The sequence below is a fragment of the Streptomyces sp. NPDC002588 genome, from assembly GCF_040295925.1.
Classification (GTDB): domain Bacteria; phylum Actinomycetota; class Actinomycetes; order Streptomycetales; family Streptomycetaceae; genus Streptomyces.
Genome location: NZ_JBEOWF010000026.1, coordinates 60,861 through 78,516, shown reverse-complemented (window position 1 = coordinate 78,516; position 17,656 = coordinate 60,861). Strand labels below are relative to the sequence as shown.

12 protein-coding genes are annotated in these 17,656 nt (G+C 69.4%); 4 read left to right on the top strand and 8 right to left on the bottom strand.

Annotated elements, in window-relative coordinates:
• Positions 1–268 precede the first annotated feature (268 nt).
• The 5 genes from ABT057_RS27930 to ABT057_RS27910 all read right to left on the bottom strand — a co-directional run bounded on the left by ABT057_RS27930 (position 269) and on the right by ABT057_RS27910 (position 10,340).
• Complete coding sequence (locus tag ABT057_RS27930; RefSeq protein ID WP_352346362.1) at positions 269–3,463, bottom strand: CHAT domain-containing protein; 3,195 nt, start codon at positions 3,461–3,463, stop codon at positions 269–271.
• Between the two features lie 71 nt (positions 3,464–3,534).
• Positions 3,535–5,064 carry a CATRA conflict system CASPASE/TPR repeat-associated protein gene (locus tag ABT057_RS27925; RefSeq protein ID WP_352346361.1) on the bottom strand — a complete coding sequence of 510 codons (1,530 nt, stop codon included), beginning with the start codon at positions 5,062–5,064 and terminating at the stop codon, positions 3,535–3,537.
• Positions 5,045–5,437, bottom strand: coding sequence for a hypothetical protein (locus ABT057_RS27920; protein WP_352346360.1), 393 nt, complete (start codon positions 5,435–5,437; stop codon positions 5,045–5,047). The genes ABT057_RS27925 and ABT057_RS27920 overlap by 20 nt, the downstream gene beginning before the upstream one ends.
• 217 nt (positions 5,438–5,654) lie before the next feature.
• A complete protein-coding gene (locus ABT057_RS27915) occupies positions 5,655–9,323 on the bottom strand; it encodes a KAP family P-loop NTPase fold protein (RefSeq protein WP_352346359.1) in 3,669 nt (1,222 codons plus the stop codon).
• Positions 9,324–9,782: 459 nt separating this feature from the next.
• The gene (locus tag ABT057_RS27910; protein ID WP_352346358.1) at positions 9,783–10,340 is read right to left on the bottom strand and encodes a hypothetical protein; all 558 of its coding nucleotides are present in this window, start codon (positions 10,338–10,340) and stop codon (positions 9,783–9,785) included.
• Between the two features lie 617 nt (positions 10,341–10,957).
• Here ABT057_RS27910 and ABT057_RS27905 point away from each other — a divergent pair.
• The 4 genes from ABT057_RS27905 (at position 10,958) to ABT057_RS27890 (ending at position 14,285) form a co-directional block, all read left to right on the top strand.
• Positions 10,958–11,230: a helix-turn-helix transcriptional regulator gene (locus ABT057_RS27905; RefSeq protein WP_352346357.1), complete on the top strand. Its 273-nt coding sequence runs from the start codon at positions 10,958–10,960 to the stop codon at positions 11,228–11,230.
• Positions 11,231–11,392: 162 nt separating this feature from the next.
• Positions 11,393–12,274, top strand: a complete 882-nt coding sequence (locus tag ABT057_RS27900) for a DUF6083 domain-containing protein (RefSeq protein WP_352346356.1) — start codon at positions 11,393–11,395, stop codon at positions 12,272–12,274.
• Positions 12,271–12,741 (top strand): hypothetical protein, encoded by a 471-nt coding sequence (locus ABT057_RS27895; protein WP_352346355.1) that lies wholly within the window; start codon positions 12,271–12,273, stop codon positions 12,739–12,741. Before ABT057_RS27900 ends, ABT057_RS27895 begins: the two co-directional genes overlap by 4 nt.
• A 77-nt stretch (positions 12,742–12,818) precedes the next feature.
• Positions 12,819–14,285, top strand: coding sequence for a UvrD-helicase domain-containing protein (locus ABT057_RS27890; RefSeq protein ID WP_352346354.1), 1,467 nt, complete (start codon positions 12,819–12,821; stop codon positions 14,283–14,285).
• Positions 14,286–14,399: 114 nt separating this feature from the next.
• Here ABT057_RS27890 and ABT057_RS27885 read toward each other — a convergent pair whose 3' ends face one another.
• The 3 genes from ABT057_RS27885 to ABT057_RS27875 form a co-directional block, all read right to left on the bottom strand.
• Positions 14,400–14,555 (bottom strand): hypothetical protein, encoded by a 156-nt coding sequence (locus ABT057_RS27885; protein WP_352346353.1) that lies wholly within the window; start codon positions 14,553–14,555, stop codon positions 14,400–14,402.
• 506 nt (positions 14,556–15,061) lie between these two features.
• The gene (locus ABT057_RS27880; protein WP_352346352.1) at positions 15,062–15,394 is read right to left on the bottom strand and encodes a winged helix-turn-helix transcriptional regulator; all 333 of its coding nucleotides are present in this window, start codon (positions 15,392–15,394) and stop codon (positions 15,062–15,064) included.
• Between the two features lie 29 nt (positions 15,395–15,423).
• Positions 15,424–17,637 (bottom strand): ATP-binding protein, encoded by a 2,214-nt coding sequence (locus ABT057_RS27875; protein WP_352346351.1) that lies wholly within the window; start codon positions 17,635–17,637, stop codon positions 15,424–15,426.
• Positions 17,638–17,656 lie beyond the last annotated feature (19 nt).

Sequence of the window (17,656 nt, the reverse complement as noted above, 5' to 3'; positions counted from 1 at the left end):
CTGGCCAACGCGTTCGCCTGTACGGACAGTTGACAACACTAGGTAATCGTCGGCGTGCCCGAAAGCCCCCGCCCTGTCTGACTCAGGACTCGACATGGCCCGCACGCCGACCGACGCCTGTCGAGGCCGGTTTCACTGGCATCGACCGGTGCCGCCAACGTCATGTCCCGCACCACCTAGCGGTCTGGAGCGGGACTTCATGGGCCCCACGTGGGTGAGGAGTTCTCTGTTGCTGGCCATGCGGCGCGTAGGGCCACGGCTCTGGGCGTCAGGGGCCCACGTGCACGTAGGGCGCCCAGAGGGCCGCGGAGTCCGGGCGGGCGCGGCGAAGCGTGGTCACCACGTGGTGGAGGGCGCGCGCGGAACCATCGGCGTGCGGGCCCTCGGCATCGGTGATCTGGCCGTAGAAGGCGTGGGCGAGGTCGGGTGCACGGCGGTCGCTCACGGCCCACTGCGCGGCGATGACATGTCGGAACCCGGCCATCTGGAGTGCCCCGGCCAGATGGGCAGCCTCGTCGGGCAGGTCGATGTCGCCGGTGGCCGTCTCACAGGCGGAGAGGTACGCGAGGTCGGCCTCGGCCGCGCCGAGGTCGGCAATCTCTGCGGCGGTGACCGCGCCTTCCCGCCCGTCGCCGGTGTCCCGGCAGCGGAGCAGGGCGCCGCCCTCGGCGGACGGCACCTGTTCGGCGTGGCCGATGAAGTGCAGCCAGCGGGCGGTGCGCAGGGCGGCGAGCACGGCCTGCGGCGTTGCCTTGTCGCCCGGCAGAAGATCCGCCCCGGGCAGATGGGCGAGGACACGCAGGGCCTCGTCGTCGGCGTGCCGCAGCAGCCGGTCCTGCTCGCCAGGGCGGGGGACACAGACGATCAGTGGGGGAGCAGCCGCCTGCATCGGGTCGGACTCCGCGAGGCGGCCGGTGGTGGCCGCGGCCCTCGAGACGCGGGACTCCGACAGCGTCCGCAGGGTGACTGTGTATGAGGAGACCCAGCGGTCCGGGAGCCATGTCCCGTCGGGGAGTCGGGCCGCATGCAGGGGAAGGAATGCGGCCTGGCCTGTCGGGCACCACCACAGCCGGGGCAGCCGGTGCGAGAGGGGGCCGGCCGTCGCGTCGGCCTCACCGATGCCGGGAAGGGAGTCGAGGGCGTCGAGTACTGGCGCGGCCACCCGGGTGCCGAGTTCGGCCAGGACGTCGTCAACGAGCGGATGTGCCGCTGCGGGATCGTCTTCGGCGAGAGCGGCGGCGCGGTCGATCCCGCGGGCGAGTTCGCCGGCGTACTCAGGGGACAGTCCGCGCAGCGGGACCACGGTGATCCCGCTGGGGAGCACGATCAGGGCATCGCTGCGGGTACGGGCGCAGTTGACGACGACGACCGGCCCTTCGTCGCCCGCCCGCAGCAGTTCAGTGGTGTGTGGCCCGGTCAGGAACGGCAGGCTTGTCTCCTGCTGGACGGTCCTGACCAGTGCGTCCCACTCCTGCTCCGCCGCGCGCTGCGGATCGGGCTCGAAGGCCGACGGGCCGTCGATGGCCGTCATGCCGTCCTCGGGACGGTCCAGCGCCTGCCGTGCCCGGTCCAGGCGGGCCAGCAGCTGTGGGTGGTGCACACGCAACTGGCGGCGCTCAGCCCGTCGGTCTAGGGCCTGGCGCAGCAGCACGCCCCGCCCCTGTTCGAGCAGTTCGAGGGCCAGGGCAGGGTCACCAGTGTCCAGCGCGGCGGCCGCGGCCTCGCCGCCGATTCCGGCGAGGGCGGAGAGGATGTGCTCACGATCGGCCCGCGGTAGTCCGTGCCAGGCGGCGGCGGGCAGGAGTTCCAGGGCCGCGCGGAACCGGGGCAGCGCGTGGTCCGGACGGTTCAGAGCGCCCAGGGCACGCCCGGCGCCCAGCGCGGCGAGCACCCGATCGAACGGGGGCGCCGCGGTGATCCCGGCGGCGCGTTCGTACACAGCAGCTGCCTGTTCGAGGTCTGTGCGCTTGCCTGTCAGGGTGTGCAGTGCGCCGAGGACGCCCGCGTGGGCGGTGAGGGGGCGGATTAGGTCCCGCTCGGGAACGCCGGATGCTACCAGTTTGCGCAGGGCCCGGGCCTGGGCGCGCTCGCCGCGGCGCAGCACCGCCTCGTCCTGCTCGGCCTCGCCCTGCTCGCGCAGCAGCAGGGCGTCCAGCTCGATCAGCCGCACGCCGAGGCGACGGGCGTGGGCGGGCGTTCGCCGCAGTGCGCCGATGAGCTGACGGGCGGCCGCCAGGTCCTCGGGCTCGTGGCGGTACCGGTAGCGGAGCGTGTGGGCGGCGGCCAGGAGGAAGGACGTCTCGTTGTGCTCGGAGGCCGATGGGTCCGGCAGGTCCAGTGCCCGCCGGTGGGCGTCGATGGCCTGCCCGATATAGGCGTCGTCCCGGGTACGGCTGTAGAGGTCGACCAGGGATACGGCCATGACCGGCAGCAGTCCGGGCAGCAGGGCTGGCTCCTCTGCCTCGGCCAGCCGTACGGCCTCCTTCTCCTGGGCGAGAGCGGCCCGCAGGTCGGCGAGAGAGTCCTCGGCGGAATAACGAGCGTGCAGAGCGAGGGCGGTGGCGGTGAGCAGCGGGATGCGGTGGACGGCGGACGGAGGTGCCACGCCGGAGTGCATCGTTCCCGTGGCGGACGCGCGCAGGGCCTCTGCCAGGTGGTCCGGGTCGCCGGTGGCCTCCCACAGGCTCGTCAGGACAGTGGAGAGGACGGCTTGGTGCAGTAGACCCTCGGCGTCCCCCGCAGGAAACGCGGCGACGGCACGGCGGGCCGCGTCGAGGATCCCGGCGGAGGTATGCGGATCGCTGGCCCACTCGGGGTCGGTGGTCAGGGCCCGGACCAGCAGGCCGAGGCTGCGGCCGTGCTCAGGGTCTCCCGGGGCGGTGGCTGCCACCGCCAGCCGGATCAGGACGAGGGCGCCGGCAAGCGCGCCGCGGGCGCCCGTACCGTTCTTGGCTGCCCGGACCGGGGCCGCGGCGCACCGCCTCCAGAAGACGGGTCCGTTGCGCAGGTCGGACGCTGGTACTCCGGCGACCGCGGCTCGCAGCGAGGCCAGTACCGGTGGCGGGACGCTTCCCGGGTGGTCCTGGAAGAGCAAGGTGAAGTAGGCGCACGCACGCGCCCGTTCGTCGTCCGCGTCGGGGCCGTCGAGGAGCTCGCACCGGAACCAGTGGAAGGTTCCCAGCAGATGCACGTCCGGTTCATGCATGCGCCAGCCGGGCGGCCCTGGTTGCGGAGCCACCGCCACGGCGGCGACCTCCCGTGCCTCCGCTTCCGCCCGCGGATCCAGCAGACCACCGGGGTCGTCGGCGCCGTCGCAGGCGGCGTTCGTGCGCGGAGCGATGTGGAGGTCGATGCGGCGGCGCAGCGGGAGGGCCTGCAGGGAGGACTGTCGGCCCGCGGGGACGTCGGACGGGACGGGCAGCGGAGGCTGTGGGCCCCGCCGGATCCCGAAACGGGCGGCCATCCGGCGCAACCGCCCCACCAGGGATGAGGACGAAGGGTGCTGCGGACTGCTGATGGGGGCACGTCCTCTCGTCATGCGCGGCGGCGCGACCGGGTGCGGAGGCGGTCCGCGAGGAGGGTGACAGCGACGGCCGTGACCGCAGCTGCGAGCGCGGGCAATGGCCTCGTCGCGACACCGGCGAGCTGGCATCCGGCGGCCACCGCGAGCCATCCGCTGCCGGCTGCTGCGGCGGCGAGCCCGGCCCGGTCGACGCCCGTGGACCGGGCGAACGGATCGTCGGCGCCGGACCAGCGCAATACCGTCCCGGGCAGGGCAACGGCCAGTCCGAAGAGCAGCACGATGACCGGGGCCTGCAGCCGCGTCGGCAGAGGGACCTGAAACCCGAAGGCCTGGACGGCGGTGAGCGCCATCAGCACACCGCCGATCACTGCCCCCTGGACCTGCAGGAGTTGCTGGCGCCGGCCGTTGAGGCGCTGGGTGACCAGGCCGTCGGTGACCCGCGCGATCTCGTCGGCCCGCTGCCGCAGCACCTCCAGGTGGGCGGCGGTGTCGTCGAGCGCGGCCAGCAGCAGCTGTGCCGCGACCCGGTCGCCCTCGCCCAGTGATCCCGCGCTGGTGCCAGCAACCCCGGCCATCGCCTCCGTCGACGTCTCCACTCCCCGGCGCATGACGCGGATCCTGCCGAGGGCGTCGATCAGCCCGGCGGAGCCGCCCTGGATCCAGGCCAGTTCCGTGGACGCGTCGACGAGGACGCCGAGAGGCAGGGTGCCACCGAGCACCGCGGGGTGCAGGGCCGAAATCCGTTCCACGGCCTGCTCCACCCGGGTGCGCGCGGTGGCCAGCGGGGCGCGGGCAGCGGCGTACACGGCCTCCTGATGTCGTACGGCGGCGGCGTGCAGGAGGTAGCGGGTGAGGGGTACCAGACGCCCGGTTCCGTCGTTCCACGTCCACGCGTCGAGCGATTCCCGCCCGCCGTCCGGGGCCAGCGCGAGCAGCCGCCGTTCGGCGGTGTGCCCGTCGGTCCCGATCTCCCGCACGGCCGGACCGGCATCGCCGAGGGGCCGGTGGACGGGCCCGGAAACCGTGGCGACGGCATCCGCTGGCAACTCCGCGCGCAGGACGACGACCGCCTCGTCGGCGTCGGCGGGAACAAGCGGGGTGTGCGGGCTCACGCCCCGGTACACCCGGACGGCCTGGAGGACGCCGGAGACCGCCGCGTCCTGAGGCACCGCGGGGACTGCGGCCCGCCACGCGGAGTCGGCTTCCGCCCAGGCACGGTCGCCGCCACAGGTGAGCACCACCGTCACGCCGACCATCTCGTGCACGGCGTACAGCACGGCCTGGAAGTCGCCCGAGCGCGCGCTGTCCTCGGCGGCAGCCAGCACCCGTACGGCGGAGCCGGTCGCGGAGAGCACGGCCGGCAGGTCGGCGGGCGGATCCGCCGGCACCCCGACCAGGGCGGGGGCGTCCATGCCGAACCGGTCACGGCAGGCGGTCCAGACCGCCCTGAGGTGGTCGTCCGCGGGGCCGCCCGGCGTGCACCGCGCCGCGGCGTAGAAGACGTGCACCACCAGGTCGCGCTCACGCGGACCGGCCCGCATCCGTTCCCCCTCCCTGCCGGGGCGTGCGGTGCGCGGGCTCTCCAGAGGGGGGCGCCGGATCGCCGGTGAGGCTCGTCAGGGTGGCGGCGATGTCGAGCACCAGACTGTGCGCGCTCTCCTGCACGGAGGCGGGAGCCGCCACGGCCGGCTCCGAGAGCCGCCGGGCCCGTAGGTCCGCGCACAGGTCCTCCAACTCGCCCGCCCACCTCCGGACCTGAACGGCATCAGGCACGTGGCCGGCACGGACACCGGACCGAGCCCGGTTCAGGACGCCGACGATCTGCCGCCACCGATCCTTGGCACACGCGGCCCCCAGAACCTCAGCGACCTCGGCTTCCAACTGCCGCAGCGCGCTGATGACATCGCGATCCATTCGGCCCTCATCCTCCCCCCCGTGAGGGGCTTCAGTGCCTCCCGCCCCGGGATCCTTCGCGTCTCACCATGATTCGCCCACGACGTCCTACCCACCTAGCGAACGGCGAAAATTACCCCAAAGCCGAGAAGGGGACGGTAAGTATCGCCGCGCTCGGCATCCTTCGGTCTCATCGCTGCATGGTGACGTGCAGGGGTGACTGGCCTCCGGTAACACTTCAACTGTCGTTGCTGCGGCTGATGCGGCGTGTTCTCAGTAGACCGGTGCGCTCGGTGCGATAACCGATGGCTGTCAATGCCTTGATGCCGCGCTCGTCAAGACTGCGCCACTTCTTGCCGCTGGCTTCGACGGTCTCGCGCACGGCCTTCCCCATCCCCTTGGGGACGGACTCCATGAGCTGCGGCAGGTACTGGATGGCGAGTTCCGCGGCTCCCTGGTTGGCCTCGAGCATGGGCAGGAGGATCGTTTGGATCAGGTCACGGCGGGCGGATGGGTTCGTGACGTTCGCGGCCCGCCACAGGTCGAGAACGGCGCGGCGGTCGGGATTTCGGGATGCGCGGTCGTACCTCTCGATCAGCAGCTCGGCCGTAAGGGCGTCCGGGAGCGACGGCCATCCGGCCGAGGTCAGTGTCTGCATGGGCAGACGAGTGCCTGGGCCTGCCAGCAGGTCCTTCCAGAAGCCGGCCTGGTCCTGCGCTGGCAGAGCGGCCAGCCGTGACGCGACCGCCTGAAGCAATGCCGCGTCGGAGTGGGTTGGCGACTGTTGGCGCAGTCCTGCCGATACGGCCTTGAGTAGCTCTGATGCCGAGGGTTCTTCGAGCGTGATCCACGCGGCCAGTGTTTCGCCGGCGTGATCGGGATTTTTCCGGGTGTGATCGGCCATGGCCGCTGCCGTCGGTAGCGGCTGAAGTCCGTCTCTGTCGATGCCGCCGGTCGCCAGCAGATGGTGTGCGCGGACCCGCAGGCGAGTGTGCTCGTTCTCGGGCAGCCAGCCGCTCTGGTCAAGGGCATTTACGAGAGCGCGGGCTTCTCTGGGGTTCAACGGAGCGGGACCGGCAGCGTCCAGGTCACGCAGGCAGTCGTTCACGATGGACTCGATGTAGGTCAAGATCGCGCTGTCGTGTGAAACGAGGAGGTCATCCCCGTCGGTGAGCAACTCGGTGACTACTGCCGCCTGGTGACGAACGAAGGCTGCGCGCTCCAGCAGACCGCTGTTCTCCAGTGGCTGCAGCACGTCGAGCAGCCGCAGTTGCTCCACGGCTTCCTCGTCGGTAGAGGGATGAGACAGCGCGGGCAGCACGAAAGGTGTGATGTGCGGGTGTTGGCCCGGGGGCTGGTGGTCGAAGAGCCGCATGAGGCTGCCCGCAGCGCGGTCGACCTCCTCCGGTTTTGGAGTCTTGGTGGGGCTGCTGACCAGCGCCCACAGCTTCTTGAGCAGGGTGTCGAACTCGCCGGTCATTTCGGGGATAGCTGATCGTGGATCCAGCAGTCCGAGCCACGCCGGCCAGTAGGGGAGTGAACGCCGGTGGGAACTCGACAGCACCGCCCGAGCCAAGGCGGTCTCCCGCACGGTGGGGATATCGTCGGCGTGCTGTTCGACGATGTCCCGGCCCGGCTTGCTGTCCGACGCCAGCAGCAGTCCTACGACGGAGTGTGCCGCTTCTGAGCACTCCTCGCACCAGTGCTCCAGAAGTTCCTCCAGCCTCCGCAGCGCCTCGTCGGGACTCCTCGGCTCCGGAGACGGAGCCGACGGGACGGCTGCCGGCTGGGCGAGCGCTCTTTTCCATTCCTCGTGTTCCTCGATCAGCGCCCGCAGTTCCTTGGCAATGTGGGGCCCGACCTGCTCCATGAGGATCGCCGCTTGAGCTGGGGGAAGTTCGGCGAGCATTTCGGCCATGTCCTCCTCTTCGCCCAGGAGGTGGTGTGACACCAGCTGCTGCACGAGGCCGGGGTCTGCCGTCAGGGCCGGCTCGGCATGGCGCATCGCCATGGCGGCTGTGGAGGCACTGTCTCGGACGGCGGAGTGCCGCAGGACGATCGTACGCATTTCGATTGCTGCCGGACGGTCACTGGCCAGTGCTAGCCGCCAGCATCCGGGCAGCACCTCGTCCGGCAGCGCATGCGGGGAGTTCGTCAGGATTGGTGTGAGTGTCTCGACCGCAGTGTCCGCCATCCCGCTCAGGGAGAGAGCTGCGTCACCGCAGACGGCCAGGACGGTGTAGGCGACGTTCTCCTCCTCCAGACCGATCGCGTCCCGGGCCTGCTGGAGGAGGAGAGCCAGCGCGGCAGAGCGGTCCTCGGCAGGAAGACCGCCGACGGAGGCGAGTACCGCGTCCAGCTCGGCGTTCTGCGCCTGCTGCTCCAGTGTCTCGGCCACAGTGGAGGGCAGTCCGAACACGCTGCCGCTGGTCTCCATGAAGATCAGGTCACGGCCCGGACCCGGCACGATCCGTGTCTTCTTGAGATAGGCAACGAGTTGCTGGCCGTGATGCTTTCGGACATCGGCCGCCTTTTGATCCTGGTCCTCGATCTCGTCAGGGCCCTCAGGGCCACTGAGGTGCTGGTCGACGGCTGCGTCGAGGTTCGCGTAGCGGCGGGCGGCCTCCTTGGCCTGCTCGCTCACGGCGAAGGCCAGGTCGGCCTCGGGGTTGGCGTCCAGCGCCAGTACGAACGCGCACAGCCGGTGGTCGAGCAGCAAATCCCGGGCGAACAGCGGGAACTCCACCCGGAGGCAGACCAGTTTGGCGATCTCCTCGACCCGCGTGGCTGGGTCGATCTCCAGCAGCCCGTCCGCGGCCCGCCGCTGAGCCAGCCGGTACGTCAGAACGAAGGTGTTCAGCAGCGCCTTGACCCGGCGGGGACTGCGCACGTGCGAGGGCACGAGAACGCTCACCACCAGATTGACGTCCACCGTCGCCCACACGCCGCCCCGCCCGCGCACCAGGTCGGCGGCGAAACTGGTGACCTTGGGCACCAGCAGTGGAGGGAGACTGAGCTGGTACTGGAACACCTTGTCCAGGTAGCCGCTTCCGCTGCTGTAGTACGGGTTTACGGTGTCGGTAGGCGTGGCCTGTTCCAGGGCACGGGTGAGTGCTTCTTCCAGGACCTGCTGGTCGGCGGCGACGACGAAGACGCAACCGCCAACGCCCAGAAACGTGCGCAGAGCGTCCAGGGTCGCTACCACGTCGGAGGGTTTACACCGGTCCAGCTCGTCGACGAACACGACAAGCCGTTCCACTCGGGAGCGTTTGACGAGGTCGCCGAAGAGCTTCTCGAACTGTTCGTCGCTGTCAGCGGCTTCCGTCTTGTGCTCGCGAGTGAGAGTGCGCGAGACCAAGACCATCAAGGAGGTCAGCAGCGCGGCCGGCGCGATCCCTGCCTTCAGCGCTCCGGCCGCCATGCTGGCGAACGTGGGCCGGAACGCCCCTCCGTGCAGCCAGGCGAAGAACGCCATGGCGGCGGCGAAGAACGCGACGACAGCACCGAACATCCATCCGAACATCTTCAGGAGGCGTCGCACGTCGCCCTTTTCGAACTGAAGCTTCACGGCGGCTCGCCCGCCGTACAACTCCTCGTGGAACTTCGCGTCCTTGATCCCGAGGGCGGTGGCGACCGCGATGATGAAGTTCCTGCGCAGTGGGTTCTCCGCGTACTTGAAGGCGTCGAACCGCACGAACCGCACGTCCCGCTGCGTCTCGAGGAGCCCCTTCAGGAGATTGGCCACGCCCGACTTGCCGGAACCCCAAGGACCCCACACCGCGATATTTGTCGGTGTGGGAACTGACAGCACCACGTCATTGAGCTGCTCGGCGATGTGACTGTGGGCCAGCCGGTCACTCTGGGCGTTGTCGACCTCGCGGTCCTGGATCAGGTCGTCCGGCTCCATCCGGCTGCTATCTCTTAGTGCCACTGCTGCCCCGCTTTCGGGCTCTGTGCCCTCGTCCCCCTGAAGTGCACGGTATGCGCCGTTACTTCACCTGGGTAACACGATAAACGGCAGCACCGACAACGGGACGCGCCTGCATTCACGGGGACGGCCTTGTCGTTGGCGGAGAGCGGTACGGACCGGCACGGACGCATGGCCGACCGTGCTCTTGGCGGGCGCGGTCGGCTGTGCGTCGGTCATGACGGTGGACCGGTCCTCACACCCTTCTCGGCATCCCGTGGCGTGCCGACCCTGTCGCGGCGACCGGGGAGTGAAGCGGCTGGCACCGACGGCTTGTACGACGACTTCGTCGGCCGCTGTATGCAGCCGCTCCGGCCCGGCGCGGGCCCTACTCCTTGGCCATCTGCCGCAGCCGTTACCGGCGCATGGCCTCACACGCAGAACAGTCGAGTGGAACGCTCATCGTTGACCCGGTGCGAGCGTCCAGTACAGGTCTTCCGACTCCAGGCAGATCCTCCACCCGTTCAGAAAGCCGCTCGCCGTCAGGCGGCTCAGTGCTCCCTGGAATTCCTGCTCGCGGATACCGCAGCCGCGGACGACCCGGTCGGACTCGATCAGCCCCTCTCCCGAGGATGGCTCACCATGTGCGCTGAGATAGACGCCCAGCAGCCGTAGTTGGGGCTCTGTCGCCCCCGTCCGTGCAGGGCATCCTCTGCGCATTGCCCAGTCGGCAGCGCGCCTTCGATCAGGGCGGGCTGGTGACTGGGTGAGTACGTCACGAATCTCCGCGGCGATCCCGGCCGGTCCGGGGCCGTCCACGACACTCAGCCAGCCCGCCTGCGCCAGCTCGTGACAGGCCTCCACCACGCTGATGCGAAGGCCGCGCAGCAGGCCAGCAGGAAGCTCGACCCGCATGTAGGCGTTCATGCGCAGCGCGCACTGCAGTGCCAGGAGCCTCGCCCCGGCGGAAATGTCCGCCGGCAGAGCCACGGCCAGGTAGCTGAGGATCTCCGCCACCCGGACGCGATCTCCCGGCCCTCTGGAGCGCCGGGGGCGGCGCGGCCGTGCCGAGGGCAGGTGACGCGGTGTGGCCAGCACGGTGTCGGGCACAATGGCGGCCTGGGCTGTTGCCGCGGCACAGGCACCGCAGGCATCAGCAAGGCGCCAGATGCGGCCACCGCGTTCGCAGGCCAGGAGCAGCCGAACGGGCCCGGCGCACCCACGGTGACGACGGTGCCAGCGGCAGCCCCGTTCATGACACTCGCAGGTCCGCAAGTGAGGCGGTCTAAGATCGCCCCGGGCATGCCGGGCCAGGTGAGCCAGGGCTGCCGAGCGCGCGGACTCCGCCGCGACCCTTTGGCGCCCCTGAGGACACTGCTGGCAGACGAGCACCAGCTCACCGGTCTGACGCCTCAACTCCACCGTCCAGGTCCGCGACGCGTGAGGACACACGGTGCGCAGCCTCATGGGCCTGCGCCCTCCCTTCCTGATCTGGCGCCAGCTCCCCCGCGCTGTACGGCGGGGCGGCCGACACCGTAGTGCAGACTCCTGCCCTCCTACGGGCGGCCACCGAGGGAGAAATAGGGCAGAGGTCTGCACTGACAGGGCAGGTGTCTGCACCGTCGGATGGTCGGGTGACGATCTTGCCGCCCGATCCGGACCTCGACGCGCTCCGGCTGGAACTGGGACGTTTGCGGGCTGAGCGCGAGTGGAGTTACGACGAGCTCGCCGCCCGTAGCGGCCTGGCCAGGCGCACTGTGATCGAGATCGAGCAGGGCCGGACCATCGGCACCCTGAAGACATGGCACGCCCTTGCTCACGCCCTGGACACTCCGTTCGACGAACTCTTCGCCACCCTCTGCCGTGAGCACGACCTGCCCGGAGCTGTCGACAGCTCCGACAGCTGATCCAGGGCCTCCGGCGCCGGCAGGGAAATCACCCGAACCGGCAACGCCGTATCGAATGCGCGAGCAGTCATTCGCACTGTTGTCTCCCTGTTTTGCTCTGGCTGGGGGACGCAGCAGGGCGGGTGCTGTCTGCGCGGCGTGTCGGCTGGCAGGTTCGCCCGTATGCACTCCGCTTCTTCTCCTTTTGCGCGGCGCTGGGACGACAGCCGTGCGAGCGCGACCCCGCGGCGGTCCCTGCGGATCGCCCCCGACAGCGCCAGTCGACTGCTGCGCTGCGGCCAAAGCGCCTTCTGCCGCGCGTGCGGAAATCCGGTCGAGTGGTATCTGCGGGGCGATGACCACAGGGTGGGTCTTCATCCCCACGAGCTGCCCGTGGCCTGGGTACCGGAGCCCTGCCGCTGGCACGTCAGCTGCGGTATCGCTCATCCCACGGGTGACGGGAGCAACTGGTGCCGGCTGGCGCATACCCTCCTGTGCCCCGCCCACCCGGCACCGATGGCCGCGCCGGAGCTCTCCGGGCTGCGCCGGTCTCTCGCCCTGCGCACGCGCCGTCTGCTCGACGCAGGAGTCCTCGCTCCGCCCGCCACGTCGTCCGACGACCCGCCACCGGACGAGGTCGTCTGCCGTCCAGCTCGGCCCGTTGTGCAGTTGCTGTATGTCCGCTACCTTGCCTCCCGCCCCGTCGACGAGATCCAGTGCGTTGCCCAGACCCGGCGCCGTACCCGCTGCACTGCCGAGGTTCTCGGCCCCGGCGCCCTACGCGGTGTGTGGACTCTGGTGCCCGTGAGCGCGCACCACGGTCAGTTGGCTCTGCCGTCGGATGTCATGGCCGTCTACAGCCTGTCCGGGCTGCCGTATGAGGAACAGCTGCGCTGGCGCGCCCAGCGGTGTGACCAGCATGCCGCCGCGACCACGGCTGGTGACCTTGCCGTCGCGGACTGGGAGCCCTTCGACCCGTTGCGCCACCACGAGCACATCCGCACCCGCCTGCCCTCGCGCGGGCGCCGGTCCGGCGGTCACGCACCGCGGCAGGCCCGGCCGTGACGCATCAGTACGCGATCGAGATCTTGCTGACGAGGCCCGCCTCCGTCCGGGAGCTTCACCGGGCCCGCCACCGCGCGACGTTCGCTACGAGCGCTGACCGCACCCGGCTGATGACGGTGGAGAGCGGCAAGAGCCCAGGCAGGGCCCTGCACCGGCTGCGCCGCCGCCTGGACACGGTGTTGCCGATCGATGTGCTCAGCACGCACTACCCCGACCGAGAGGGCCGCGTCCTGCTCAATGTCGTCCTCAGCCGCCGCGCCGATGCGTGCATCCGCCGGGAGGCGGCAGCCCGCGACCGACGGCCCCGGGACGTCCTGGGCGAGCGGATCACGGCCCGCCTCGCGTGCGAGCAACGCCAACGGCGTCAGCGCCTCGATTCGCAGCTGCAGCGCCTCCTCACCGACCACACCCCGGAAGAAATCCTGGCCTGCGTAGCAGGCCTCCTCCAGGCGGAACCGTCTGGCTGAACCCACTGCCGCCTCCCCGACAGCCGCAGGCACCAGCTGCGCCTCGGCCTGAACGTTCCCACCCCACGGAGCCCTTGTTGCAGACCCCCACCCACGAACAGGTCCACGCGGCGGACGCCTTCCGCGCCGGCCGACACCTCGCATTGCAGGCCGGAGCCGGAACCGGGAAGACCAGCACCCTGTGCCTGCTCGCCGCCGACACCAAACGCCGCGGCCGCTATCTGGCCTTCAACAAGGACATCGCGCGCGACGCCGCGACCCGCTTCCCGTCCACGGTGCAGTGCCGCACCGCCCACGCCACCGCCTTCGCCGCGCTCGGCCACCGTTACAGCAACCGTCTCAACAGCCCCCGCCAGCCCGCCTGGAGGATCGGTCAGGGCCTCGGCATCCTCCGATCCGTACGGATCGCCGACCACGAGATCAGTCAGAGAACCCTGTCCCACAACGTGCTGCGCACCGTCACCCGCTTCTGCCACTCCGCCGACAGCGCACTGGCCCGCCACCACGTACCGCGCCTGCGCGGCCTTGACACTCCCGCCGACCACCGGCAGTTCGCCGAACTCGTACTCCCCTTCGCCGACAAGGCCTGGGCAGACCTGCAACGCCCCGACATGGGCATCGTCCGCTTCGAACACGACCACTACCTCAAAATGTGGGCGCTGACCGGCCCGAAGGTCGAGGCTGACTTCCTCTTCCTTGACGAGGCCCAGGACACCAACCCGGTGCTGGAACAGGTGTTCACCGCCCAACGGGACCACGCCCAGCTCGTCATGGTCGGTGACTCGGCCCAGGCCATTTACGGCTGGCGGGGCGCAACCGACGTAATGACCGGCTTCGACGCCGAACAGCTCACCCTCACCCGCTCCTTCCGGTTCGGCCCGCAGATCGCCGACGAGGCCAACCGATGGCTCGCGCTCGCCGACGCCCCCATCCGCCTGACGGGAACCACTGCCATTCCTGCGGAGGTCACCAGCGTCGACCACCCCGATGCCGTGCTGTGCCGGACCAACATCGGCGCGATGACCGAGGTCATGCGCCTGCTCCGCGAGGGACACCGCGTTGCCCTCACCCGTGGAGGCCAGCAGCTCGCCCAACTCGCACTCGCCGCACGTGATCTGAAGGAAGGCCGCCGCACCCACCACCCCGAGCTGGTGCTGTTTGCGACTTGGGGCGACCTGCAGGACTACTCCGCCTACGATCCGGCCGGCCGCGACCTGCAGCCCTTCGTCGACCTCGTCGACACTCACGGCCCCGATGCCATCCTCGCCGCCGTGTCCGACCTCGCCGCCGAGAACCATGCCGACGTAACCGTCTCCACTGCCCACAAGGCCAAGGGGCGCGAATGGCCGACCGTCAGGATCGGCAACGATTTTCCCCAGCCGAAGAGCACCGATCCCGGAGCAAGCAAGGCCGACCAGGTTGCAGAACAGGTGAGCGACGCGGACGCTCGCCTTGCCTACGTTGCCGTCACCCGTGCCCGGCACCGACTCGACCTCGGCGGTCTCGCCTGGAACGCCCCCACGCAGCAGACAGAAGGCGGGTGAAGCCCCGAGGCCCCGACCAGTGGCCCGGTGCCGCAAGCGGGCCGCGGACAGCGTGGCCCGCCCCCCTCCACCGCTTCCGAGCGCACCCCCATGCGTGCCGGGGGCTGACCGGCATCAGCCCGCCCAGCCGACGTCGATCACCTCGATGCCACCGAGGAACGCGGTGAAGCACACCCACGAGCGCCGTCCGAAGACAACCGTCCCGTGCCAGCCGCCGGGCTGCGGCCAGTCGCCCGGCCGCACGAGAGCCGATGCAATTGTCTCCATCACCTCTTGGCGCCCCTCCTGCGGTAGTTCATCCAGTGCGTCCTCCACGCGAACGGCCAGGTCGACCTGGTACGGCACTGTGTACCCCCGTGCTCGTGATCAGTGAAAACCACACGGTAGGGCTCATCGGCCGACCCTGCGGATCCCTGTGGATAACCCCGCTCCGCATAGTTCCGGCACCGGCCTTCGAGAGCTACCTGCGCGCGACCTTGGACCTCCATCTGGCGATCGCGTCGGCCTCGCTGACGCCGCTGCTGGTGAGCCTTGTGGTCGAGCTGACGGAGAAGCACCGGGCCGACCAGTGGCTCCTGCAGGGCCACTACACCCCCGTAAGCGGGGCCTATTCCCTGGACGTGCACCGGGGGCTCGCCCAGGCGAGAGCCTGCACACCAGCAGGAATCTCCACCCCGAACGAGCCGAAAGGGCCCGTCAGCAAGCTGACGGACCCTCACGAAAGATCGAGGTTAGCCGCACCCTTCGCTCCAGAGACGTTGAGGCGAGGGCTGCGGCTAAGCGTCGAAGGGGGGCTTCGCTACCTCGCGTAGGCGGGTCAGAGCGGTAGCGACTCGTTGGCCGAGGTCGGTGAGCCGGTAGGTGATGGTGACCGGCCGGGTCGCGGTCACGTTCCTGGATACCAACCCACGTTCCTCCAGATCCGCAAGACGGCTGGAGAGCACGCGGTTGGAGATCCCGGAGACGGCTTCCTGGATCTCGCCGAATCGTCCCAAGCCGTCGGCGGTATGCAGTGCCAGCAGGATGTGCATCGTCCACCGGGCCGAGAGAGCCTGAAGGAGGTCGCTCTCGGCCCGGGTCAGCGGGGTGCTGCTGTTGCCGGCGGTCATGCCACTCCTTCCTCAGCGGTGGCACGAGTTTAGAAGGGGGGCTCCTCTTCAACCTCTACGGTGTCGAAGAGTTTGGCGTCTTTCTTCGTGTCCGCTTGCGGCTCAGACTTCGGAGTGTGTTCCTTGAGAACGACCCACTTGCGGGTTTCGGTGCTGCCGGGCTCCGTCCGCGGTACGGACTCCCAATTGCCGGGGTAGAGACGATCCAATGCCTCCTTGACCAGGCCAAATCCCCAATCCTTCGCAGAGTCGGTGCGCTGTGCGTGAGCAGGCGCCTTCTCTGCGAGCAGAAAGCCGATCCGGCCCCACTTGATCCCTTCAGGGGTCTGGATCTTCCGCTGGAACTCGGGTTTGTCCCTCAGGTGAGCGATAGCAATGGCGGTGTCGTCAGCCGCCAGCGCGTCCCCATCGTCGAGGGTGGGTCCTTCGTTCTGGGGGTGGCTGGCGGCCAGGCTGGCCGAAGCGGCTCGTGCTTCGGAGCGGCGTTCCTCGACGGCGGCGCGGGCCTGGGCGGCGAAGCTGGCGGGGGCCGGGAGCGCGTAGTCGGGGTCGGCCATGTTGTAGGAGTCCTCGAAGCTGAGGACGCGTACGGACACGGGGTAGGGACGTGAGTGGCGGTCGGTGCCGGGTGCGCTGGACCAGTAGATCCCGTTGCCGACGAGAGGCTCGTTGAGGAGGGTGGCCAGGAGGTCTTCGGAGAAGTGGGCGTTGGCCTTCTTCAGGGAGATCAGGTCGCCTTGAGACAGCAGGTGGAAGACGAAGAAGTTGTCACCCTGGCTGAGGAGTTCCTGCGGGAGGCTGCCGGGCTGCTGGGTGATCAGCAGGGCTCCGAGGTCGTACTTGCGGCCTTCCTTGACCCAGGAGACGAAGGGGCCGTCCTCGCTCTGGCTGGAGCCGCCGAGGACGGACTGGGCTTCTTCGATGACGGCGATGGTGGGGATGGACTTCGGCTCGGCCTCGGTGAATTGGTTCTGGTTGTGCTCGAAGATGTCGCCGAGAATGACGCCGGCAAGTTGGAGGCCCTGGGAGCCGCGCATCTGGGAGATGTCGACGACGCACAGCTTGCCCTGGGACAGGCAGTCCTTCAGTGCGCTGAGTAGCTGGCTGTCGGGGTCGTGCAGGGCGTTGACGACGCGGGTCATGTTGCCGATGGCCGCGTTGGTCTCCGCCTCCTGACCGGGATCGAGGTTGAGGATTTCGCGGACCTGGTCGCGGTCGGCGCCGTACTTGTCGCGGTGGATCAGGTCGACGAGGCGGCTCCACTTGGGGCCGCTGAGGGACTTGAGCTTGACGACGTTCTGCTGGTCCTGCTTCTCCGGCGGCAGGGCAATGCCCAGGACGCGGGAGGACTGCAGCTCCTTGATGTTCATCTTGACGCCGTTGACGACGAAGGACTGGTAGAAGGGGCTAGGGCCCTTCCGGTTGGTGAAGACAACGAGCTTGTCGCGCAGATGGGGTACGTCACACAGAGCGGGGCGGCCCTTGAAATCGGGCCAGAAGTACTCGCCGTCGGGGTCGAAGATGATCGTGCCGACCGGCGCTTCGCCGTTACGCCGCGGGACCGTGGGCTGTTCCTCGTACAGGGCGGAGAAGAGCAACTTGACCAGGTTGGACTTGCCGAAGCCCGCGCGGGCGAAGACGAAGCTGCGGCGGGCGACGAGTTTGTCGATCTGGAAGGTCGGCATGATCGTGGGCTGCTGGATCTGCATCCAGGAGGTGTCGCCGACGCGCTTGTCGTTGCCCGCGTAGACGAACTCGCCGAAGGCGAGGTAGCCGATGGGGACCGCGCCTCCGTCGGTGTCGTTGGCGTTGACGACCTCGGCGAGCAGGTCGTCGCCCAACAGCGCGACCTGGGCCCCGACATGCGGGAGGCGGCGGTGGCTGGGGACGAAGATGTGCTTGTCGCCTTCCTGGCGGAGCACGCCGAGGATGCGGATGTCGACCTTGTACTTCAGGTAGCGCTCGCGTAGTTCGTCGGGGATAGGCCGATGGTCGCGCACGGCGCGGGTGGCGTAGTCCTCGCCGATGGGAGAGACGAGGCGCCCCTGGGAAGAGATGGTGGTGATCCGTCCGAGGATCGCCTCCCGCTCGTGTTCGAGCTGGACGAGGACGAACTGGCCGTGCATGGCCATGGTCTGGAAGTCGTCGTGGTGCGGCAGGACGAGATCGGCGTGGAACTCCATGCCGCTTTCGGCGAAGCCGCGGAAGGTTCCGACGATTTTGTCGCGCTCGAACAGGCTCATGATGGTTCGTGACTCCGCA